This is a genomic window from Cupriavidus pauculus (assembly GCF_008693385.1).
GTDB lineage: Bacteria > Pseudomonadota > Gammaproteobacteria > Burkholderiales > Burkholderiaceae > Cupriavidus > Cupriavidus pauculus_D.
The window spans coordinates 1,824,801-1,844,922 of the sequence record NZ_CP044065.1 but is presented as its reverse complement, the minus strand read 5'-3'; the positions used below and the strand labels follow the sequence as shown (position 1 = coordinate 1,844,922).

21 protein-coding genes and 2 tRNA genes are annotated in these 20,122 nt (G+C 64.1%); 20 read left to right on the top strand and 3 right to left on the bottom strand.

Annotation, left to right across the window (positions count from 1 at the left end; genetic code table 11):
- The first annotated feature begins 44 nt into the window (after positions 1-44).
- The 3 genes from FOB72_RS08440 to FOB72_RS08430 are packed head-to-tail and all read left to right on the top strand — an operon-like array spanning position 45 to position 3,034.
- Positions 45-668, top strand: coding sequence for a TRAP transporter small permease (locus FOB72_RS08440; protein ID WP_150372109.1), 624 nt, complete (start codon positions 45-47; stop codon positions 666-668).
- Complete coding sequence (locus tag FOB72_RS08435) at positions 665-1,969, top strand: TRAP transporter large permease (RefSeq protein WP_150372108.1); 1,305 nt, start codon at positions 665-667, stop codon at positions 1,967-1,969. The genes FOB72_RS08440 and FOB72_RS08435 overlap by 4 nt, the downstream gene beginning before the upstream one ends.
- Positions 1,970-2,005: 36 nt before the next feature.
- A complete protein-coding gene (locus tag FOB72_RS08430; RefSeq protein WP_150372107.1) occupies positions 2,006-3,034 on the top strand; it encodes a DctP family TRAP transporter solute-binding subunit in 1,029 nt (342 codons plus the stop codon).
- Positions 3,035-3,097: 63 nt separating this feature from the next.
- On the opposite strand, the gene FOB72_RS08425 is transcribed toward FOB72_RS08430, so the two are convergent.
- Positions 3,098-3,643, bottom strand: coding sequence for a PAS and helix-turn-helix domain-containing protein (locus tag FOB72_RS08425; protein ID WP_150373808.1), 546 nt, complete (start codon positions 3,641-3,643; stop codon positions 3,098-3,100).
- Between the two features lie 188 nt (positions 3,644-3,831).
- Between FOB72_RS08425 and FOB72_RS08420 the strand changes: the two genes are divergently transcribed.
- Positions 3,832-4,530: a CoA transferase subunit A gene (locus tag FOB72_RS08420; protein ID WP_150372106.1), complete on the top strand. Its 699-nt coding sequence runs from the start codon at positions 3,832-3,834 to the stop codon at positions 4,528-4,530.
- Positions 4,531-4,540: 10 nt separating this feature from the next.
- Complete coding sequence (locus FOB72_RS08415) at positions 4,541-5,179, top strand: CoA transferase subunit B (protein ID WP_150372105.1); 639 nt, start codon at positions 4,541-4,543, stop codon at positions 5,177-5,179.
- Positions 5,180-5,213: 34 nt separating this feature from the next.
- Here the strand turns inward: FOB72_RS08415 and FOB72_RS08410 are convergent, their stop codons facing one another.
- Positions 5,214-5,990 (bottom strand): 3-hydroxybutyrate dehydrogenase, encoded by a 777-nt coding sequence (locus tag FOB72_RS08410; RefSeq protein ID WP_150372104.1) that lies wholly within the window; start codon positions 5,988-5,990, stop codon positions 5,214-5,216.
- Positions 5,991-6,113: 123 nt separating this feature from the next.
- Here FOB72_RS08410 and FOB72_RS08405 point away from each other — a divergent pair, with 123 nt between their 5' ends.
- The 13 genes from FOB72_RS08405 (at position 6,114) to FOB72_RS08345 (ending at position 18,108) form a co-directional block, all read left to right on the top strand.
- Positions 6,114-7,004, top strand: coding sequence for an alpha/beta fold hydrolase (locus FOB72_RS08405; protein WP_150372103.1), 891 nt, complete (start codon positions 6,114-6,116; stop codon positions 7,002-7,004).
- Between the two features lie 43 nt (positions 7,005-7,047).
- Positions 7,048-7,416, top strand: coding sequence for a RidA family protein (locus FOB72_RS08400; protein WP_150372102.1), 369 nt, complete (start codon positions 7,048-7,050; stop codon positions 7,414-7,416).
- A 16-nt stretch (positions 7,417-7,432) separates the two neighbouring features.
- Positions 7,433-9,682, top strand: coding sequence for a RelA/SpoT family protein (locus FOB72_RS08395; protein WP_150372101.1), 2,250 nt, complete (start codon positions 7,433-7,435; stop codon positions 9,680-9,682).
- Positions 9,683-9,703: 21 nt separating this feature from the next.
- A tRNA-Val gene (locus tag FOB72_RS08390) sits at positions 9,704-9,780 on the top strand.
- A 228-nt stretch (positions 9,781-10,008) separates the two neighbouring features.
- Positions 10,009-11,916 (top strand): threonine--tRNA ligase, encoded by a 1,908-nt coding sequence (thrS, locus tag FOB72_RS08385; protein WP_150372100.1) that lies wholly within the window; start codon positions 10,009-10,011, stop codon positions 11,914-11,916.
- A gap of 46 nt (positions 11,917-11,962) precedes the next feature.
- Positions 11,963-12,484 carry a translation initiation factor IF-3 gene (infC, locus tag FOB72_RS08380; protein WP_150372099.1) on the top strand — a complete coding sequence of 174 codons (522 nt, stop codon included), beginning with the start codon at positions 11,963-11,965 and terminating at the stop codon, positions 12,482-12,484.
- A gap of 164 nt (positions 12,485-12,648) precedes the next feature.
- Entirely contained in the window at positions 12,649-12,846 is a 198-nt protein-coding gene (gene rpmI / locus FOB72_RS08375; RefSeq protein WP_011297448.1) for a 50S ribosomal protein L35, read from the top strand.
- Between the two features lie 27 nt (positions 12,847-12,873).
- Positions 12,874-13,230, top strand: coding sequence for a 50S ribosomal protein L20 (rplT, locus tag FOB72_RS08370; protein ID WP_092595867.1), 357 nt, complete (start codon positions 12,874-12,876; stop codon positions 13,228-13,230).
- A 126-nt stretch (positions 13,231-13,356) separates the two neighbouring features.
- Positions 13,357-14,388 carry a phenylalanine--tRNA ligase subunit alpha gene (pheS, locus tag FOB72_RS08365; protein WP_150372098.1) on the top strand — a complete coding sequence of 344 codons (1,032 nt, stop codon included), beginning with the start codon at positions 13,357-13,359 and terminating at the stop codon, positions 14,386-14,388.
- Positions 14,389-14,430: 42 nt separating this feature from the next.
- Positions 14,431-16,878: a phenylalanine--tRNA ligase subunit beta gene (gene pheT, locus FOB72_RS08360; RefSeq protein WP_150372097.1), complete on the top strand. Its 2,448-nt coding sequence runs from the start codon at positions 14,431-14,433 to the stop codon at positions 16,876-16,878.
- Between the two features lie 75 nt (positions 16,879-16,953).
- The gene (locus tag FOB72_RS08355; RefSeq protein ID WP_150372096.1) at positions 16,954-17,373 is read left to right on the top strand and encodes an integration host factor subunit alpha; all 420 of its coding nucleotides are present in this window, start codon (positions 16,954-16,956) and stop codon (positions 17,371-17,373) included.
- Between the two features lie 167 nt (positions 17,374-17,540).
- Positions 17,541-17,975: a MerR family transcriptional regulator gene (locus FOB72_RS08350; protein ID WP_150372095.1), complete on the top strand. Its 435-nt coding sequence runs from the start codon at positions 17,541-17,543 to the stop codon at positions 17,973-17,975.
- Positions 17,976-18,031: 56 nt separating this feature from the next.
- A tRNA-Pro gene (locus FOB72_RS08345) sits at positions 18,032-18,108 on the top strand.
- Positions 18,109-18,241: 133 nt separating this feature from the next.
- Here the strand turns inward: FOB72_RS08345 and FOB72_RS08340 are convergent.
- Positions 18,242-18,721 carry a hypothetical protein gene (locus FOB72_RS08340; protein WP_150372094.1) on the bottom strand — a complete coding sequence of 160 codons (480 nt, stop codon included), beginning with the start codon at positions 18,719-18,721 and terminating at the stop codon, positions 18,242-18,244.
- Positions 18,722-18,950: 229 nt separating this feature from the next.
- Between FOB72_RS08340 and FOB72_RS08335 the strand changes: the two genes are divergently transcribed.
- Positions 18,951-19,784 (top strand): HIRAN domain-containing protein, encoded by an 834-nt coding sequence (locus FOB72_RS08335; protein WP_150372093.1) that lies wholly within the window; start codon positions 18,951-18,953, stop codon positions 19,782-19,784.
- A 91-nt stretch (positions 19,785-19,875) separates the two neighbouring features.
- A complete protein-coding gene (locus FOB72_RS08330; RefSeq protein ID WP_223851467.1) occupies positions 19,876-20,076 on the top strand; it encodes a hypothetical protein in 201 nt (66 codons plus the stop codon).
- Positions 20,077-20,122: the final 46 nt, after the last annotated feature.

Genomic DNA, 20,122 nt, shown 5'->3' with positions numbered 1-20,122 from the left:
CACGTATGTACTCGCGCGCGCGGACCGGACCGGAGGCCGGGGAGATGGATCAAGAGGAGCAGGCACGGCGCAACGCCGGGCCGCAACACGCGGGTTCGCAGCACCTGATGGATTCGGCCGTGGTGCCGGAAGCCGTTGACGAAGCGAAAGACAAGGATTTCCGCGTCTCGCCGCGTATCGAGGACTGGGTCGGCGTCATCGTGATGGTATTGCTGGTCGCCATCACCTTCATCAACGTCATCGTCCGCTATTTCACCGACGAATCGTTCGCCTGGACCGAGGAGTTCTCGGTCTTCCTGATGATCGTGCTCGCGCTCGTGGCCGGCAGCGCCGCGGTGGCGCGCGATCGCAATATCCGCATCGAATTCTTCTTCGAGCGTGGCAGCGAGGCCCGCCAGCGGCGGCTCGCCATCCTCTCCGCGCTCGGCGTGGCCGTGATGTTCCTCGCGCTGGCCGTGCTCGGCGCGCGCGTCACGTGGGACGAATACACGTTCGGCGAGACCTCGCCGGGCATCGGCGTCCCCAGCTGGTGGTATTCGATCTGGCTGCCGGTGTTCTCGATGGCCATCGTGCTGCGGGCGCTGGGCCTGATGGCGCGCAACGTGCGCGCGCTGAAGGCACTGAGCCAGCAGCGTGCCGACCGTGATGCGGGAGGGCGCGCGCCATGACCCTCGTCGCCATCGTCCTGTTTGCGGTCTTCATCATCCTGATGCTGCTCGGCGTGCCCATCGGCGTGTCGCTGGGCCTCGGCGGCGTGGCCGCCATCGCGTTGTCCAACCTCGACACGCAGATGTTCGGCCTGCTGGCCGTGCCGCAGAACTTCTATGCGGGGCTGGCCAAGTACCCGCTGCTGGCCATTCCGATGTTCGTGCTCGTCGGCTCGATCTTCGATCGGTCCGGCGTCGCGGCGCGGCTCGTCACGTTCGCCATCGCCATCGTCGGGCGCGGGCCCGGCATGCTGCCGCTGGTCGCGATTCTCGTCGCGATGTTCCTCGGCGGCATCTCGGGTTCGGGTCCCGCCAACGCGGCCGCCGTCGGCGGCGTGATGATCGCCGCGATGTCGCGGGCCGGCTATCCGCCCGCGTACAGCGCGTCGGTGGTGGGCGCCGCGGCGGCGACGGACATCCTGATCCCGCCGTCGGTCGCGTTCATCATCTACAGCGTGCTCGTGCCGGGCGCCTCGGTGCCCGCGCTGTTTGCGGCCGGCATGATCCCGGGCGTGCTGGCCGGTGTGGCGCTGATCGTCCCCGCGGTCTGGCTCGCGCGCAAGCACAAGATGGGTGCCATCGAGGCCGGCCTGCCGCGCCCGCCGTTCTGGAAGAGCCTGCGTGAAGCCGCGTGGGGCCTGGTCGCGCCGTTCCTGATTCTCGGCGGCATGCGCGCGGGCTGGTTCACGCCGACCGAAGCGGCCGTGGTCGCGGTGGTCTACGGCCTGTTCGTGGGCATGGTGATCTATCGCTCCATCGGCATGCGCGACCTGTTCGTGATCTTCCAGGAAGCCGCGGAAACCTCGGCCGTGATCCTGCTCGTGGTCGCGCTGGCCGGCATTTTCGCCTACGCGCTGTCCACGCTCGGGGTCATCGATCCGCTCGCCGCCGCCATCGCCAACTCTGGTCTCGGCGAATACGGCGTGCTCGCGCTGATCGTGCTGCTGCTGATGACCGTGGGCATGTTCCTCGACGGCATTTCCATCTTCCTGATCTTCGTGCCGCTGCTGCTGCCCATCGCCAACGCGTTCCACTGGAACCCCGTGTGGTTCGGCGTGGTGCTGACGCTCAAGGTCGCGCTGGGCCAGTTCACGCCGCCGCTCGCGGTGAACCTGATGGTGTCGTGCCGGATTGCCCGCGTCCGCATGGAAGAGACCGTGCCATGGGTCATCTGGCTGCTGGCCGCGATGTTCGTCGCGATGCTGATGGTGCTGGCCTACCCGCCGCTGGCGACGTGGCTGCCGGACTACCTTGGTTATTGACAAGACTTATCGAAGATTCCCAACGAGGAGAGTTGCATGAAACGCCGTGCTTTGATGCTGTCCGTTGCCGCCACGATCGCCGCCGCGGCGCTCGCGCCCGCGGGCGCCATGGCCCAGACCTACAAGTCCGAATACAAGCTGTCGCTCGTGGTCGGTACCGCCTTCCCCTGGGGCAAGGGCGGCGAAATCTGGGCGGACCTCGTGCGCCAGCGCACCAACGGCCGCATCAATATCAAGCTGTACCCGGGCACCTCGCTCGTGGGCGGCGACCAGACCCGCGAGTTCTCCGCGATCCGCCAGGGCGTGATCGACATGGCCGTCGGCTCGACCATCAACTGGTCCCCGCAGGTCAAGGAACTGAACCTGTTCTCGCTGCCGTTCCTGATGCCCGACTACAAGGCCATCGACGCGCTGACGCAGGGTGAAGTGGGCAAGCAGATGTTCACGACGCTCGAGAAGGCCGGCGTGGTGCCGCTGGCATGGGGCGAGAACGGTTTCCGCGAAGTGTCGAACTCCAAGCACGAGATTCGCAAGCCCGAGGACATGAAGGGCCTGAAGCTGCGTGTGGTGGGCTCGCCGCTGTATATCGAGACCTTCAACGCGCTGGGCGCCAACCCGACGCAGATGAGCTGGGCGGACGCGCAGCCCGCGATGGCTTCGGGCGCCGTGGACGGCCAGGAGAACCCGCAATCGATCTTCGCGGCCGCCAAGCTGTACACCGTGGGCCAGAAGTTCGTGACGACGTGGGGCTACGTGGCCGACCCGCTGATCTTCGTGGTCAACAAGCAGATCTGGGAAAGCTGGACCCCGGCGGACCGCGATATCGTCAAGCAGGCCGCCATCGATGCCGGCAAGCAGGAGATCGAGCTCGCCCGCAAGGGCCTGTCCGAGGCCGGCGCGCCGGCATGGAAGGCCATGGAGCAGCACGGCGTGAAGGTCACCGAACTGTCGCCGACCGAACGCGACGCGTTCAAGAAGGCGACCGCCAAGGTCTACGACAAGTGGAAGAAGCAGATCGGCGCGGACCTCGTGACCAAGGCCGAACAGTCGATCGCCAAGCGATAAAGCGTGTTTGCTCCCCTCTCCCCTGGGGAGAGGGCGGGCGGCGCAGCCGCTCGTAGCAGGGAATCAACGACTCACCAGCCGCTGTACGAGGTCCACCGCCGTGTGGGCCCCGTACTTCTTCATCAGCCGCGCGCGGTAGATGTCCACCGTGCGCGGGCTGATCGCCAGCAGCTTGCCAATCTCCTTGCTGGTCTTGCCTTCCACCAGCTGCGCCGCGATATCGCGTTCGCGCGCCGTCAGCTCGGCCGTCACGGGCCGCTTCTGCGACAGGTCCTCGAACGTCCAGATGCCCGCCCCGAGCGCCTGCCGCCGATCGAGCGCCCGCCCGGTGACATGGCACCAGAACAGCTCCCCGGTGGCCCGTTTCATGATCCGCTCGTCCGAATACATGCCGCGCGCATTCATGATGGGCACGATGCGCGCGCCTGTCCGCTCGAACTCGTCGGCGGTCGGGTAGAGCGTCTGGAACGACTGTCCGATCAGCACCGCGCGCGTGGTGCCGAAAATCCGGCACACCTCGTCGTTGCAATCCTCGATCATGCGCTCGCGCGACAGCACGAGGCCGACGGGTGCCAGCTGGAAGGCGGTCTGGTAATCGATGGCCGGCATCATCCCTAGGCTTGTCCCTTATGTACTTTTACGTAATGGCGTCGGCGCGGCGGCTTGGCGTATGCTGTGGCCCGGACATCGCTCGCACGTGAAAGATTGTACCGTTACAATTTCCCGGCGTGCCTTGCCGATCATCCCGGGGCGGCACGTCATCCGCGCGGGAATCACCGAGGAACAAGGAGCAAAGCATGAACAAGGTCTACGCCAGCGCCACCGAGGCGCTCGCGGACGTCGTCCGTGATGGCCAGACGATCGCCGTGGGCGGTTTTGGGCTGTGCGGCATCCCGGAAGCGCTGATCGCGGCGCTGCGCGACAGCGGCGCGAAGCAGCTGACCTGCATCTCCAACAATGCCGGTGTCGATGGCTTCGGCCTGGGCCAGCTGCTCGCCACGCGTCAGGTCAAGAAGATGATCTCGTCGTACGTCGGCGAGAACAAGGAGTTCGAGCGCCAGTACCTGGCCGGCGAACTCGAGCTCGAATTCACGCCGCAGGGCACGCTGGCCGAGAAGCTGCGCGCCGGCGGCTCGGGCATCCCGGCCTTCTTCACGAAGACGGGCGTCGGCACGATCGTGGCCGAAGGCAAGGAAGTGCGCGAGTTCAATGGCGAGCAATACGTCATGGAACAGTCGCTGACCGCCGATGTGGCGCTGGTCAAGGCGTACAAGGCCGACAAGGCCGGCAACCTCGTGTTCCGCCGCACCGCGCGCAACTTCAACCCGGTCTGCGCGATGGCCGGCAAGATCACGATCGCCGAAGTCGAGCAGATCGTCGAAACCGGCGAGATCGATCCGGACGACGTGCATCTGGCCGGCATCTTCGTGCAACGGCTGGTGCTGAACGCCACCCCCGAAAAACGCATCGAGCAGCGCACCGTGCGTGCTAAGTGAGGAGACAACCATGGCATGGACACGTGACGAAATGGCTGCGCGCGCAGCCCGCGAACTCGAAGACGGTTTCTACGTGAACCTCGGCATCGGCCTGCCGACGCTCGTGGCGAACCATGTGCCGGAAGGCATGGAGGTTTGGCTGCAGTCGGAAAATGGCCTGCTGGGCATCGGCCCGTTCCCGACCGAGGATGAAGTGGACGCCGACATGATCAATGCCGGCAAGCAGACGGTGACGACGCTCAAGGGCTCGTCGATCTTCTCGTCGGCGGACTCGTTCGCGATGATCCGCGGCGGCCATATCAACCTGGCCATCCTCGGCGCGATGCAGGTCAACGAACGCGGCGACCTGGCCAACTGGATGATCCCGGGCAAGATGGTCAAGGGCATGGGCGGCGCGATGGACCTCGTCGCCGGTGTGGGCCGCGTGGTCGTGCTGATGGAACACACGGCCAAGAAGAAGGACGGCACCGAGGACATCAAGATCCTGAAGGAGTGCAATCTGCCGCTGACGGGCGTGGGCGTGGTCAACCGCATCATCACGGACCTCGGCGTGCTCGACGTGACCGCGGACGGTTTGAAACTGGTGGAGCTGGCGCCGGGCGTGACGCGCGAAGAGATCCAGCAAAAAACCGGCGCCACAGTGAAGTAACGCCGGTTCGCTCCCCTCTCCCTCGGGAGGGGGGTTACTGCGCCACCCACCCTCCATCCATATTCCAGATCGCGCCGCGCACCTGCTTCGCGGCATCGCTGGCCAGGAACACCGCCAGCCCACCGAGCTCCTCGGGCGTCACGAACTGCCCCGACGGCTGCTTCTCGATCACGAGCTCGCGCTTGGCCTGCTCGATATCGATCCCTTCCTTCTGCGCGCGGGCTTCCACCTGCTTCTGCACGAGCGGCGTCAATACCCATCCCGGACAGATCGCATTCGCGGTCACGCCGGTCTGCGCGGTTTCCAGCGCGGTCACCTTGGTGAAGCCCACGATGCCATGCTTGGCGGCCACATAGGCCGACTTCTGCGCCGAGGCGACAAGACCGTGCGTGGAGGCCACGTTGATGATGCGCCCCCAGTTCTTCCGCTTCATGCCCGGGAGCGCCAGACGCGTCGTGTGGAACGCCGACGTCAGGTTGATGGCGATGATCGCGTCCCAGCGCTCGATCGGAAAATCCTCGATATTGGAGACGAACTGAATGCCCGCGTTGTTGACGAGAATATCGGCACCGCCGAAATCCGCATCGGCATAGCGCATCATGTCCTCGATATCGCCGGCCTTGCTCATGTCCGCGCCGTGATAGCCCACCTTGATGCCGTTGCCGGCCTTGGCGATCGCATCCTTTGCGCCGTCCGCGTCACCGAACCCGTTGACGATGATGTTGGCGCCCTGCGCGGCGAGTGCCTGCGCGATGCCGAGTCCAATGCCACTGGTCGATCCGGTTACCAGGGCGGTCTTGCCTTTGAGCATGAATGCCTCCGTCGAGAGATGTGCTGTGGCATTGTACTCGCTGCGGCGTACAATCCCGTTTTGCCCCGCATCGCCATCACGCTGTTTTTTTGCCGCCGGGAGCGGCCTTCAGAGGGAGTCCCGATGTCGTCGAGTCTGTCCAGTCCGCGCCTTGGCTTTGTCCAGTGCATCAGCACCGCCGGCCTGCATCGCATGGCCTATCACGAGTGGGGTGATCCCGCGAATCCGCGCGTGCTGATGTGCGTGCATGGCCTGACGCGCACGGGCCGCGACTTCGATACCGTGGCACGCGCGCTGTCGGGCGACTACCGCGTGATCTGCCCCGACGTGGTGGGCCGCGGCCGTTCCGACTGGCTGGCGGATCCGCACCGCTACGTGATTCCGCAGTACGTGTCGGACATGGTCACGCTGATCGCGCGGCTCAACGTCGAGCAGGTCGATTGGTTCGGCACGTCGATGGGCGGCCTGATCGGCATGAGCCTCGCGGGCCTGCCCAGGTCGCCCATCCGCAAGCTGCTGCTGAACGACGTGGGTCCGAAGATCGCCCCGCAGGCGCTCGAGCGCATCGGCGCTTACCTGGGCCTGCCCGTGCGCTTCAAGACGTTCGAGGAAGGCCTTGCGTATCTGCAGACGATCAGCGCATCGTTCGGCCGCCATACGCCGGAGCAGTGGCGCGAACTGAACGGCGCGATCCTCAAGCCCGTCCAGACGCCGGACGGCATGGAGTGGGGGCCGCATTACGATCCGGCGCTCGCGGTCCCGTTCCGCGAGACCACGCCCGAGATGGCGGCGGCCGGGGAAGCCATGCTGTGGCAGCTGTTCGCGGGCATTCCGGGCCCGACGCTGATCGTGCGCGGCGCGCAATCCGATCTGCTGCTGCGCGAGACCGTCGCGGAAATGACCGCGCGCGGCCAGCAGGTGCGGTCGGTGGAAATTCCCGACGTGGGCCACGCGCCGACGTTCGTCGATCCCGCGCAGGTCGCCGTGGCGAAGGATTTCTTCCTCGGTACCTGAGCCCCGGCACCCGAGATTTTCAACACTGAATCAGAAACGAATCATGAGCACCAACGCCCTCGCCCTCAAGCGCGCCCACGTGGGCCAGCGCCTTTCGGAATATGCGGTCTTCAACAATGTGGTCTACCTCGCCGGCCAGGTGCCCGAGGTCGACCCCAAGGCCGATCTGCGCGGCCAGACACGCGAGGTGCTCGGCCATATCGACCGCTTGCTGGAAGAGGCGGGCAGCGACAAGACGCGCATCCTCTCGTGCCAGATCTTCCTGACCGACATCACGCGTATCGGCGAGATGAACGAGGTGTGGGATGCATGGGTCGCGCAGGGCAACACGCCGCCGCGCGCCACCGTGGAAGCGCGGCTCGCGAATCCCGACTATCTGATCGAAGTCGTGGTGACCGCGGCGCTGAAGTAACGCGGAGTGGCAGCAAATGGTGACGTCGACCGACCTCACGAGCCAGACGGCGGGCGTCCCCGATGCCCACCTGGTGGAGCGCGCGCTCGCCTATGTGCGCGAGCGCGGCGAGCCCGAGGGTAGCCCGCCCGCGCACCTGCCCACCGGCGAGACCGTGCTGTCGCATGCCGAGGGCATGCTGCGCATTCTCGATGGCCTGCGCGTGGACGATGCCGCGCGCGCGGCCGCGTGCCTGTTCCCGCTGGCCGCGTTCGTCGATGGCGTGGAGGCCGATATCGCGCCGCGCTTCGGCGACGAGGTAGCGGGGCTCGTCAAGGGCGTGCGCCAGCTGCTGCGCATCGGTGCCATCGCGGCGGTTCGCGACAGCCGGCAGGCGGATGTTTCGGAGTCCTCGAAGACCGAGGCCGCCGCGCGCCACGAGCAGGTGGAAGCGCTGCGCAAGATGCTGCTGGCGTTCGCGCAGGACATCCGCGTGGTGCTCGTGCGCCTGGCCTCGCGGCTGCAGACGCTGCGCTGGCTCGCCCAGACCAAGGCCATGCCGCTGCCCGGCGTCGCGCGCGAGACGCTCGACATCTATGCACCGCTGGCCAACCGGCTCGGTATCTGGCAGATGAAGTGGGAGCTCGAGGACCTTGCGTTCCGCTTCGAGCAGCCCGAGACCTACAAGCGCATCGCGCGGCTGCTCGACGAGAAGCGCATCGAGCGCGAGGGTTATATCTCGCAGGCCATCGAACGTCTGCAGTCGGAACTCGCCGCGGCGGGCATCCGCGCGGAAGTCAGCGGCCGGCCCAAGCATATCTACAGCATCTGGAAGAAGATGCGCGGCAAGGAGCTCGACTTTGCCGACCTGTACGACGTGCGCGCCTTCCGCGTGATCGTGGACGACATCAAGGACTGCTACACGGTGCTCGGCATCGTGCACCATATCTGGCAGCCCATCCCGCGCGAGTTCGACGACTATATCTCGCGGCCCAAGTCCAACGGCTACCGCTCGCTGCATACGGTGGTCATCGGCGATGACGGCCGCGCGTTCGAGGTCCAGATCCGCACGCAGGAGATGCACCACTTTGCCGAGTACGGCGTGGCCGCGCACTGGCGCTACAAGGAAGCGGGCGCCAAGGGGTACGGCGGCAACTTCGCGGCCAACGAACGCTACGACGAGAAGATTGCCTGGCTGCGCCAGCTGCTGGCATGGAAGGACGATGCCGACCATTCGGTCGCCCACGAGGACTCGCCGTGGGAGCAGCTGAAGCATGCGGCGATCGACGACCATATCTATGTGCTGACGCCGCAGGCGCGCGTGGTCGCGCTGCCGCAGGGCGCCACGCCGCTCGACTTCGCGTACTACCTGCACAGCGACCTCGGCCATCGTTGCCGCGGCGCGCGCGTCGATGGCGCGATGGTCCCGCTGAACACGCCGCTCAAGAACGGACAGACCGTCGAGATCGTCGCGCTCAAGCAGGGCGGCCCCTCGCGCGACTGGCTCAACGCGGAACTCGGCTACCTCGCCAGCACGCGCGCGCGGCAGAAGGTGCGCGCGTGGTTCAACGCGCTCGACTCGCAGGAAACCATCGCGCAGGGCCGCGCGATGATCGACAAGACGCTGCAGCGCGAAGGCAAGACCGCGGTGAATCTGGAAGACCTCGCCACGCGCCTGCAGTTCAAGACGCCCGAGGATCTGTTCGCCGCGGTGGCCAAGGAAGAATTCAGCCTGCGCCACGTCGAGCATGCGCTGCGGCATCCCGAAGGGGAGGCCGAGCCGCAGTTCAGCGAGGAAGAGGCGGTCACCAAGAAGAGCCGCGCGACGAGCGTGGCGCGCGGCGCGAAGAGCGGCGTGCTCGTGGTGGGCGTGGATTCGCTGATGACGCAGATGTCGCGCTGCTGCAAGCCCGCGCCGCCCGACGATATCGTCGGCTTCGTCACGCGCGGCCGCGGCGTGTCGATCCATCGCCGCAACTGCCATACGTTCCTGCAGCTGTCGTCGCGCGCGCCCGAGCGCGTGATCCAGACGGAGTGGGGCAAGCGCAGCGACGCCGTGTATCCGGTGGACATCCACGTGGAGGCCGTCGATCGCCAGGGTCTGCTCCGCGATATCTCGGAAGTGCTGTCGCGCGAGAAGATCAATGTGACGGGCGTGAAGACGCTGACGAGCAAGGGCGTCGCGCGCATGCAGTTCACGGCCGAGGTATCGGAGGCCACGCAACTGCAACGCGCACTCTCTTTGATAGAAGATGTACAAGGGGTGTTGCAAGCGAAAAGAAAGTGATGCTATACTTGCGTCTTCGCTAGGCTCGTAGCTCAGCTGGTTAGAGCACCACCTTGACATGGTGGGGGTCGTTGGTTCGAGTCCAATCGAGCCTACCAACGAACAAGTAGTACTGAAGTAACTGCAGCATCAACATCGAGGGGCATCATGGTTATGACACCGCGAACTACTACCGCTGAACAGCGTCAGTAGTCGAGGTACGCCCTTCGAGCCGGAGCGATCCGGCAAGTTAAGAAAAACGCGGCCTTGGCCGCGTTTTTTTTCGTCTGTCGTTTGCTGGCCGCCTGATAAGCTGCCGGTCTCCACAAGAGCACAAGAGGTGCAAGATGATCGCAATCACGCTGCCTGACGGATCTCGTCGTGAATTCCCCGGCCCCGTCACGGTGGCTGAAGTGGCGCAGAGCATTGGCTCGGGTCTGGCCAAGGCCGCGCTCGCCGGCAAGGTGGATGGCCGGCTCGTCGACACGAGTTTTCGCATCGAGCAGGATGCCGCGCTCGCCATCGTCACGGACAAGGACGCCGATGGCGTCGACGTGATCCGTCACTCGACGGCGCACTTGCTCGCGTATGCCGTGAAGGAACTCTATCCCGATGCACAGGTGACGATCGGTCCCGTGATCGAGAACGGCTTCTACTACGACTTCGCGTACAAGCGTCCCTTTACGCCGGAAGATCTCGCCGCCATCGAGAAGAAGATGACGGAGCTTGCGCGCAAGGACGAGAAAGTCACGCGCGAAGTGCTGAGCCGCGACGACGCGGTGGCGCTGTTCCAGTCGATGGGCGAGAAGTACAAGGCGGAGATCATCGCGTCGATTCCGGCGAGCGAAGAGATCGGCCTCTATCGCGAGGGCAACTTCGTCGACCTGTGCCGCGGCCCGCACGTGCCGTCGACGGGCAAGCTCAAGGTCTTCAAGCTCATGAAGGTCGCCGGCGCCTACTGGCGCGGCGATGCCAACAACGAGATGCTTCAGCGCATCTACGGTACGGCCTGGGCGAAGAAGGAAGACCAGGACGCGTACCTGCACATGCTCGAGGAAGCGGAGAAGCGCGACCACCGCAAGCTCGGCAAGCTGCTCGACCTGTTCCATCTGCAGGAAGAGGCGCCCGGCATGGTGTTCTGGCATCCGAAGGGCTGGGCGGTATGGCAGGCCGTGGAGCAGTACATGCGCGGCCGCCTGACGGACGCCGGCTACGAGGAAGTGCGCACGCCGCAGGTGATGGACCGTTCGCTGTGGGAGAAGTCGGGCCACTGGCAGAACTACAAGGAGAACATGTTCGTCACGGAGTCGGAGAAGCGCGACTACGCGATCAAGCCGATGAACTGCCCGGGCCATGTGCAGATCTTCAATCACGGCCTGCGTTCGTATCGTGACCTCCCGCTGCGCCTGGCCGAGTTCGGCGCCTGCCATCGCAACGAGCCTTCGGGCGCGCTGCATGGCCTGATGCGCGTGCGCGGTTTCGTGCAGGACGATGCGCACATCTTCTGCACGGAAGCGCAGATCGTGGAAGAGGCGAAGGCGTTCAACGAACTCGCGTTCTCGGTCTACGACGACTTCGGATTCAAGGACGTGAAGGTCAAGCTCTCGCTGCGCCCCGATCAGCGGGCCGGTTCGGACGAGACGTGGGATCACGCCGAAGAAGGCCTGCGCCTCGCGCTGCGTGCCTGCGGCGTGGAGTGGGAAGAGCTGCCGGGCGAGGGCGCGTTCTACGGCCCGAAGGTCGAGTACCACATCAAGGACGCGATCGGCCGCTCGTGGCAATGCGGCACGCTCCAGCTCGACCTCGTGCTGCCGGAGCGCCTGGATGCCGAATACGTCTCCGAAGACAATTCGCGCAAGCGCCCCGTGATGCTCCACCGCGCCATTCTTGGCTCGTTCGAGCGTTTCCTGGGCATTCTGCTGGAGAACCACGCAGGCGCGCTGCCGGCCTGGCTAGCGCCTGAGCAGGTGATCGTGCTGAACATTGCGGATTCGCACGCAGAATATGCTGAAAACGTAGTTCAACTCTTGCAAAAACAAGGGTTTAGGGCCAAGGCGGATTTGCGTAACGAGAAAATTACGTATAAAATCCGCGAGCATTCCCTTCAAAAGATCCCCTACCTGCTGGTGGTGGGTGAAAAGGAGCGGGATGCCAATCAAGTGGCCGTGCGTGCCCGTGGCAATGTGGATCTCGGCGTAATGTCCGTATCCGCATTTGTGGATCGTCTGCAACAGGACGTCTCCAGTAAAGCCTGAGGCGACGAGCACGGCTTGTTTTTTTGTCTTCTTGAGGTAACGCAACATCGCTACAGACAAAGGTCACCGCATCAACCGTGAGATCAGCGCGCCCGAGTTGCGCCTGGTAGGGGTTGATAACGAACAGCTCGGCATCGTCAAGTTCATGGACGCTCTGCGCATGGCTGAGGACAAGGACTTGGATCTGGTGGAGATCGCTCCCAATGCGGCTCCGCCCGTGGCCCGTATCATGGACTACGGCAAGTTCAAGTACGAAGAAGCCAAGCGCTTGCACGAAGCGAAGCTGAAGCAGAAGATCATCCAGGTCAAGGAAGTGAAGTTCCGCCCTGGCACGGATGATGGCGACTACAACGTCAAGCTGCGCAACCTGAAGCGCTTCCTGGAAGATGGGGACAAGACCAAGATCACGCTGCGTTTCCGCGGCCGTGAAATGGCCCACCAGGAAATCGGCGCGCGCATGCTCGAACGGCTGAAGAGCGATCTGGAGGAGTTGGGCCAGGTCGAGCAGATGCCGAAGATGGAAGGCCGCCAGATGGTGATGGTGCTGGCCCCCAAGAAGAAGAAGTAATTCCTGTGCGAAGCGACGACCGGGATGCTCGGCATCCCGGTGTTGCTTTGTGCGGAGCAGTACGCGGGCCTCCCGGCCGGCGTACAAAAACAAGTGGATGCGGGTCTTACAAGCGCTGGCGTCAGCCGGCCACCTGCATGCATGTCATAGAGCTGGAGTTTTTCATGCCTAAGATGAAGACCAAGAAAAGCGCTTCCAAGCGCTTTACGGCGCGCCCGAACGGTTCGTTCAAGCGCGGCCAGGCCTTCAAGCGTCACATCCTGACGAAGAAGACCACCAAGAACAAGCGTCACCTGCGTGGCACTCAGGACGTCCATGAGACGAACCTGAAGTCCGTTCGCGCAATGATGCCGTACGCGTAACCCTAACGATCACGAAAGGAGAGCTTCATGCCTCGAGTCAAACGTGGGGTCACCGCACGGGCCCGTCATAAGAAAGTCATCGACGCTGCCAAGGGTTACCGCGGCCGTCGCAATAATGTCTATCGCATCGCCAAGCAGGCGGTCATGCGTGCTGGCCAGTACGCATACCGCGATCGTCGCAACAAGAAGCGCGTGTTCCGCGCCCTCTGGATTGCACGTATCAACGCTGCCACGCGCGAGCATGGCATGACCTACAGCGTGTTCATGAACGGCCTGAAGAAGGCTTCGATCGAACTCGACCGCAAGGTGCTGTCGGACATGGCCATTCACGACAAGCCTGCCTTTGCTGCCATCGTCAACCAGGTGAAAGCCTCCGTTGCCTGATGCCGGCTCCGGCAGCGTCACTAGACGCCGCCGGGCAAGCACCGACCGCAAGGTCACGTAAGAACGGGGCTCCTCACCGAGCCCCGTTTTTATTTTGTAGCGCCAACATATTCCACGTTTGCCGTCATGTCCCTGGATCTGGATCAAATCGTCGCCGACGCACAGGCCGCCTTCGCAGCCGCTAACGACAACGCCACGCTCGAAAACGAGAAAGCACGTTTCCTCGGCAAGACCGGCGCGCTGACCGAACTGCTCAAGGGGCTCGGCAAGCTCGACCCCGAAGCGCGCAAGACCGAAGGCGCGCGCATCAACCAGACCAAACAGCAGGTGGAAGCCGCGCTGCAGGCGCGCCGTCAGGCGCTGGCCGATGCGCTGATGAATGCCCGCCTCGCGTCGGAAGCGATCGACGTGACGCTGCCGGGCCGCGCGGTGTCGCGCGGCAGCCTGCATCCGGTCATGCGCACGTGGGAGCGCATCGAGCAGATCTTCGGTTCGATCGGTTTCGACGTCGCCGACGGCCCCGAGATCGAAACCGACTGGATGAACTTCACGGCGCTGAACAACCCGGACAACCATCCGGCGCGTTCGATGCAGGACACGTTCTACATCGATGGCCGCGACAGCGACGGCAAGCTCCTGCTGCTGCGCACGCATACGAGCCCGATGCAGGTCCGCTACGCGCGCATGCACGTGCAGAAGTACGCCGGCAAGGCTATGCCGCCGATCAAGGTCATCTGCCCGGGCCGCACGTATCGCGTCGATAGCGATGCCACACACTCGCCGATGTTCAATCAGGTGGAAGGCCTGTGGATCGGCGAGAACATCAGCTTCGCGGACCTGAAGGGCGTGTATCAGGACTTCCTGCGCAAGTTCTTCGAGCGCGACGACATCCAGGTGCGCTTCCGTCCGTCGTATTTCCCGTTCACGGAACCGTCGGCTGAAATCGATATGGCATTCGGCAACGGCAAGTGGCTCGAGATTTCGGGCTCGGGCCAGGTGCATCCGAACGTGCTGCGCAACATGGGGCTCGATCCCGAGCGCTATATCGGCTTTGCATTCGGCTCCGGCATCGAGCGCCTGACCATGCTGCGCTACGGCATCAACGACCTGCGCCTGTTCTTCGAAGGCGACGTGCGTTTCCTGCGTCAGTTCGCCTGACGCCGGCATTTACCTCACAGATATCTACCGAACAGAAGCGCCATGCAATTCTCGGAATCCTGGCTTCGTACCTTCGCGAACCCTGAAAAAATCTCCACCGACGCGCTCTCGCACAGCCTGACCATGGCCGGGCTGGAAGTGGAGGAGGTGGGCCCGGTCGCACCGCCGTTCAGCAAGATCGTGGTCGCGCATGTGCTGGCCACCGAGCGCCATCCCAATGCCGATCGTCTCAACGTGTGCCAGGTGGATGCCGGCACCGGCGAGACGCTGCAGATCGTCTGCGGCGCGCCCAACGTGAAGCCCGGCATCAAGGTGCCGTGCGCGATGGTGGGCGCCGTGCTGCCGCCGGCGGAAGCGGGCGGGGCACCGTTCGAGATCAAGGTTGGCAAGCTGCGTGGCGTGGAAAGCTACGGCATGCTGTGCTCGGCGCGCGAACTCAAGCTGTCCGAGGATGCCGGCGGCCTGCTCGTGCTGCCCGAGGACGCGCCCGTGGGCCAGGATATTCGCCAGTACCTGGACCTCGACGATCAGATCTTCACGATCAAGCTCACGCCAAACAAGGCGGACTGCCTGTCGGTTCATGGCGTGGCGCGCGAAGTGTCGGCGCTGACCGGCGCCACGCTGATGCTGCCCGACATGTCGCCCGTGGCGGTGACGATCGACGATCGGCTGCCGGTCAAGGTGTCCGCGCCCGACCTGTGCGGCCGCTTCTCGGGCCGCGTGATCCGCGGCGTGAACGCGCATGCGGCCACGCCCGCGTGGATGGTGCAGCGGCTCGAGCGTTCGGGCCAGCGCAGCATCTCCGCGCTCGTCGATATCTCGAACTACGTGATGCTGGAGCTCGGCCGTCCGAGCCACGTGTTCGACCTCGACAAGATTCATGGCGGCCTCGACGTGCGCTGGGGCCGCAAGGGCGAACAGCTCAAGCTGCTCAACGGCAATACGGTGGAGGTCGACGAGAACGTGGGCGTGATCGCCGACGACAAGGAGATCGAGAGCCTGGCCGGCATCATGGGTGGCGACAGCACCGCGGTGACGCTCGACACCACGAACATCTACCTCGAGGCCGCGTTCTGGTGGCCCGAGGCGATTCAGGGCCGCGCGCGCCGCTACAACTTCTCGACCGATGCAGGCCATCGTTTCGAGCGTGGCGTGGACTACGCAACGACGGTCGAGCACATCGAGCGCATCACGGCGCTCATCCTGCAGATCTGCGGCGGCGCCGCCGGTCCGGTCGATGACCAGATCGTCAACCTGCCGGTACGCAAGCCGGTGTCGCTGCGCGTGGCGCGTGCCGAGCGCATCCTCGGCATCGAGCTGTCGGCGGCGGAGATCGCCGATGTGTTCCAGCGTCTGAATCTGCCGTTTACGCGTTCGCAGGGTGCCGACGGTGAAGTCTTCGAGGTGACGCCGCCGAGCTACCGCTTCGACATCGAGATCGAGGAAGACCTGATCGAGGAAGTCGCGCGCATCTATGGCTTCGAACGCATTCCCGCGCGGCCGCCCGTCGCCGAGAACGAGATGCGTCCGACCAACGAAGGCCGCCGCTCGCAGCACGTCGTGCGTCATGCGCTTGCCGCGCGTGACTATCAGGAAGTGGTCAACTTCGCGTTCGTCGAAGAGAAGTGGGAGCGTGACTTCGCCGCCAACGACAACCCGATTCGCCTGCTCAATCCCATCGCGAGCCAGCTGGCCGTGATGCGTTCGACGCTGATCGGCGGGCTCGTGGACAAGGTGCGCTACAACCTCAACCGCAAGGCCGCGCGTGTGCGCCTGTTCGAGGTGGGCCGCGTGTTCCACCGCGATCCGAAGGCCGTGGATAGCGGGCTGACCGTGGCCGGTTACGACCAGCCGATGGTCGCCGCGGGCATCGCCTACGGTCCCGCGTTCGAGGAGCAGTGGGGCGTGCCGACGCGCGCGGTGGACTTCTTCGACGTCAAGGGCGACGTGGAGACCCTGTTCCATCCGCACGTGCCGCGCTTCGAGGCCGTGGCACATCCCGCGCTGCATCCGGGCCGCGCCGCGCGCGTGATCGTCGGCGGCAAGGCGGTGGGCGTGGTGGGCGAACTGCATCCGCGCTGGCTGCAGGAATACGAACTGGCGCAGGCGCCGGTGGTGTTCGAGCTGGACCTGCAGGCGCTGCGCGACGTTGGGCTGCCCACGTACACCGAGATCTCGCGCTTCCCGGCCGCGGTGCGCGATCTTGCCGTGGTGGTCAAGCAGACCGTCCGCGTGCAGGACATGATCGACGCCATGCGCGAGGCGCTGGACAAGGCCGATCTGGGCCGCTACTGCCAGAGCTTGGTGCTCTTCGACGAGTTCCGTCCGAAGGCGGCTTCGGCGGCCATTGGCGCGGACGAGAAAAGCCTTGCGTTCCGCCTGACCTTGCAAGATACTGGGGCGACGCTTCAGGACGAAACTGTCGATCAGGCAGTACGCTGCATGGTCGATGCGGTGGTCGCGGCGTTCGACGCCCGCCTGCGCGGCTGAACTCCCTGTGAAGGCTGGGCTCATTGACCGGTGGTCATCGGGCCCACGCCAACGAGCGATCATAGAATCAGCAAGATGAACGACCGAGACGCGATTTCCATGAATGCAGCAGGACTGGGCGAGGTGAGCGACCGGCACGCTCCCTCCCACGATGACGCGTCGCCGGAAGCCCGCGCGACCGAGGTGCCTACCCTGACCAAGGCCGAACTCGCGGAGATGCTGTTCGACCAGGTCGGTCTGAACAAGCGCGAGTCCAAGGACATGGTCGAAGCCTTCTTCGACGTCATTCGCGAAGCGCTGGAGCAGGGCGACAGCGTCAAGCTGTCCGGCTTCGGCAACTTCCAGCTGCGCGACAAGCCGCAGCGTCCGGGCCGCAACCCCAAGACCGGTGAAGTCATTCCGATTACCGCGCGCCGCGTGGTGACGTTCCATGCGAGCCAGAAACTCAAGGGTCTCGTCGAGGAACGCGCCGGCGTGGCGGTGGTATCGAACTGATACCCACATCGCACGGCGGTGTCCGTGCGATGGCCGCGGCGGGTTCCTCCTTCCGCGTGATTGCCCCCTGAATTTGTAGTCTGTATCCTTCAGTGCCGTGCAACGCGCACGTCTAGACGTCGCGCGTGCCAGCACCGATCTTCCTCCCGAACTCAGACGACCATCGCATGACGGACAAATCCAGCGAGCGCATCACGCTGCCGCCGATTCCCGCGAAACGCTACTTCACGATTGGTGAGGTGAGCGAGCTGTGCGCCGTCAAGCCGCATGTGTTGCGGTATTGGGAGCAGGAGTTCACGCAGCTCAAACCGGTGAAGCGCCGCGGGAATCGCCGCTATTATCAGCACCACGAAGTCCTGCTGATCCGCCGCATCCGCGAGCTGCTCTACGAGCAAGGCTTCACGATCAACGGTGCCCGCAACCGCCTCGACGAAGTCCGTCATCACGGCGGCGCGGCAGCGCAACAAGAGATCGAAGAACCGGACGGCACCCCGCGCGAAGAGGCCGCGGTACTGACGGTGGACATCAACCAGCTTCGCGGCGAACTGGTCGAGGTGCAGCATCTGCTCGCACAATTGAGAGAGATCGCGAAGCACGGATAAAACGTGCGCAAGTGACTAGCCATCGGCTAAATCTTGCTGTTATAATCTTTGTCTTTCGGGGCGTAGCGCAGCCTGGTAGCGTACCTGCATGGGGTGCAGGTGGTCGGAGGTTCAAATCCTCTCGCCCCGACCAGAAATTCAAAACCCGCCTGGTGTAAAAACCAGGCGGGTTTTGTCTTTTGCACGTCAGCGAATCGAACGGCCATTTCGGAAGACTTCCAAAATCACGCTCAGGCGTTTGCCGAGCTCGTCGGCCAAGCGCTCGATCAGGTCTGGTTCACTCGTGCTGGTGCTCCAGATTCCAGTGCCGCGGAGAGGGTCAGGTACATCCGGTGGTATTTCTGCATGCGCTCGAAGTCCTTCTCGCGCAGGTCCTTCAGGCGGCGGATGTCGCTGTTGTGACGCAGATCGGCGAGCTTGACGATGATGGAGTCGCGGGAGCGCATGACACGCGCGAGATACTCGTCCTCGGACTCGTCCTTCCGCTTCGTCAGATTCATGATCGCGGTGATGACGCGTTCGCTGAACCCCATGGTCGTCAGATCGACGGGCGTCGTAGTCGTGTCCTCGAGCAGGTCGTGTCCGAGCGCGATGCACTGCAATTCCTCATCCTCGGTCTTCGCGTTGTGCATCACCTTCAGCAGATGCAGCACGTACGGCTTGCCGGCCTTGTCGTACTTGCCGTCGAACTGCTGCGTCACGAGCAGCAGCATCTTCGACAGCATTTCTCCCTTCTTCGGTTCCATTCGTATGCTCCAGCGAGTTTGTTCGGCTCACCTCAATTATGCGTGCTGCTGGGCCAGGATAGCCTGCCGATCGTAGAAGTCGTACGCACCACCGCTGTCACACCGTAGAGCAGCGGTCACAAATTAAAGGCCTGGCGATTCTTATCGTTGGGCCTTTTGTCTATCTTGGTCTGCGTTTCTTCAACGCGACCAAGGTTCGGCGCGGTGCACTTCCGATTGGAGATATCGAATGAAAACCATTTTCCTGTCCTGGCGAAGTTACGAGACGCGCGAACGCATGGTGGTGGCGCGACTGGACTGGGACGGCAGCGCGTACCACTTTTCCTACACGCGCGGCGTGTGGCGGTCCGGGTATCTGTTGCCGTTCGAATGCAAGGCCAAGGTCGATCGCGTGCAATATTGGCCGGAGCTCCCACCTGATATGTCGATTCGACGGATGCGCAAGTCTCGGCCCGACTATCCGCGGTTTCTGAAGTGGATGGGCCTCGATGCGCCCGATGCGATGGCTGAGCTCGGGATTTCCGGGGGGATCAAGGTGACCGACTCACTCGAGACGATGCCGTTGCCCGAGCGGACGCCGACAGGTGAGTATGTGACCGAGTTTTTTACGCGAGGCCTGTGGGAGGCCGGACCGGCCAGCATCGAGGCGGCGCGCCGGCTGGTGGAGGGCGATCGGCTCTGGCTGATCAAGGATCCGCTGAGCCGGTGGTGCAGCTACAAGCTGTTCGCGGATGCCGAGGGCGAGAGCCCCTACGTCGGGTATCTGCCGCGGATGTTTGCGAAGGATATCGAAAGGCTGCTCGATCGATGTGGTTCGGCCCTGGAGGTGCGCGTCAGGCAATTGAATCAGGATGCGCCGACAGCCATGTGGGTGTTGTGCCGGCTGACCTGTCCGTGGCCGGACGGTTTTGTGCCGTTCGACGGGGACGATGACTTCGTATCGCTTGTGTCGACGACGCCTGTCGAATGCACGGACGAGCGTTGCTTTGAGTGTTCGTTCAACCGGGACTTGGAGAGGGAATGCATGGAGGGGCGCCGCGTCGCCGCCGCGGATGTCGGATGACGCCGCATACGCGCGTTCTTCACCATTGGTTACATCCCCGCGTACGCGGGTCCGATATGCTTCGTCGCCATGTCATATCGGTGAGGAGACGATGATGCGATATCTGTTGGCGGCGATGATGGCTGCCGGTGCGATGATGTTGGGCGGATGCGTGGTCGCCCCCTACGACGATGCCGGTGGCGGTGGGCCCGGATGTCCGCCCGGGCAGGCGAAGAAGGGGAATTGCCGGGTCGATTCGTATGGCAATGAATCGTTCTGCCCGCCGGGCAAGGCGAAGAAGGGGCAGTGCTGAGGGTGCATGCCCGGTAGCAATGCTGAGGAGTCAAGCCGAGGAGCAA

Excerpts from the sequence above, each read along its gene's own strand:
- FOB72_RS08440 (WP_150372109.1), top strand. The coding sequence starts at position 45 with ATGGATCAAGAGGAGCAGGCACGGCGCAACGCCGGGCCGCAACACGCG.
- FOB72_RS08435 (WP_150372108.1), top strand. The coding sequence starts at position 665 with ATGACCCTCGTCGCCATCGTCCTGTTTGCGGTCTTCATCATCCTGATG.
- FOB72_RS08430 (WP_150372107.1), top strand. The coding sequence starts at position 2,006 with ATGAAACGCCGTGCTTTGATGCTGTCCGTTGCCGCCACGATCGCCGCC.
- FOB72_RS08425 (WP_150373808.1), bottom strand. The coding sequence starts at position 3,643 with ATGCCGGCCATCGATTACCAGACCGCCTTCCAGCTGGCACCCGTCGGC.
- FOB72_RS08420 (WP_150372106.1), top strand. The coding sequence starts at position 3,832 with ATGAACAAGGTCTACGCCAGCGCCACCGAGGCGCTCGCGGACGTCGTC.
- FOB72_RS08415 (WP_150372105.1), top strand. The coding sequence starts at position 4,541 with ATGGCATGGACACGTGACGAAATGGCTGCGCGCGCAGCCCGCGAACTC.
- FOB72_RS08410 (WP_150372104.1), bottom strand. The coding sequence starts at position 5,990 with ATGCTCAAAGGCAAGACCGCCCTGGTAACCGGATCGACCAGTGGCATT.
- FOB72_RS08405 (WP_150372103.1), top strand. The coding sequence starts at position 6,114 with ATGTCGTCGAGTCTGTCCAGTCCGCGCCTTGGCTTTGTCCAGTGCATC.
- FOB72_RS08400 (WP_150372102.1), top strand. The coding sequence starts at position 7,048 with ATGAGCACCAACGCCCTCGCCCTCAAGCGCGCCCACGTGGGCCAGCGC.
- FOB72_RS08395 (WP_150372101.1), top strand. The coding sequence starts at position 7,433 with ATGGTGACGTCGACCGACCTCACGAGCCAGACGGCGGGCGTCCCCGAT.
- thrS (WP_150372100.1), top strand. The coding sequence starts at position 10,009 with ATGATCGCAATCACGCTGCCTGACGGATCTCGTCGTGAATTCCCCGGC.
- rpmI (WP_011297448.1), top strand. The coding sequence starts at position 12,649 with ATGCCTAAGATGAAGACCAAGAAAAGCGCTTCCAAGCGCTTTACGGCG.
- rplT (WP_092595867.1), top strand. The coding sequence starts at position 12,874 with ATGCCTCGAGTCAAACGTGGGGTCACCGCACGGGCCCGTCATAAGAAA.
- pheS (WP_150372098.1), top strand. The coding sequence starts at position 13,357 with ATGTCCCTGGATCTGGATCAAATCGTCGCCGACGCACAGGCCGCCTTC.
- pheT (WP_150372097.1), top strand. The coding sequence starts at position 14,431 with ATGCAATTCTCGGAATCCTGGCTTCGTACCTTCGCGAACCCTGAAAAA.
- FOB72_RS08355 (WP_150372096.1), top strand. The coding sequence starts at position 16,954 with ATGAACGACCGAGACGCGATTTCCATGAATGCAGCAGGACTGGGCGAG.
- FOB72_RS08350 (WP_150372095.1), top strand. The coding sequence starts at position 17,541 with ATGACGGACAAATCCAGCGAGCGCATCACGCTGCCGCCGATTCCCGCG.
- FOB72_RS08340 (WP_150372094.1), bottom strand. The coding sequence starts at position 18,721 with ATGGAACCGAAGAAGGGAGAAATGCTGTCGAAGATGCTGCTGCTCGTG.
- FOB72_RS08335 (WP_150372093.1), top strand. The coding sequence starts at position 18,951 with ATGAAAACCATTTTCCTGTCCTGGCGAAGTTACGAGACGCGCGAACGC.
- FOB72_RS08330 (WP_223851467.1), top strand. The coding sequence starts at position 19,876 with ATGATGCGATATCTGTTGGCGGCGATGATGGCTGCCGGTGCGATGATG.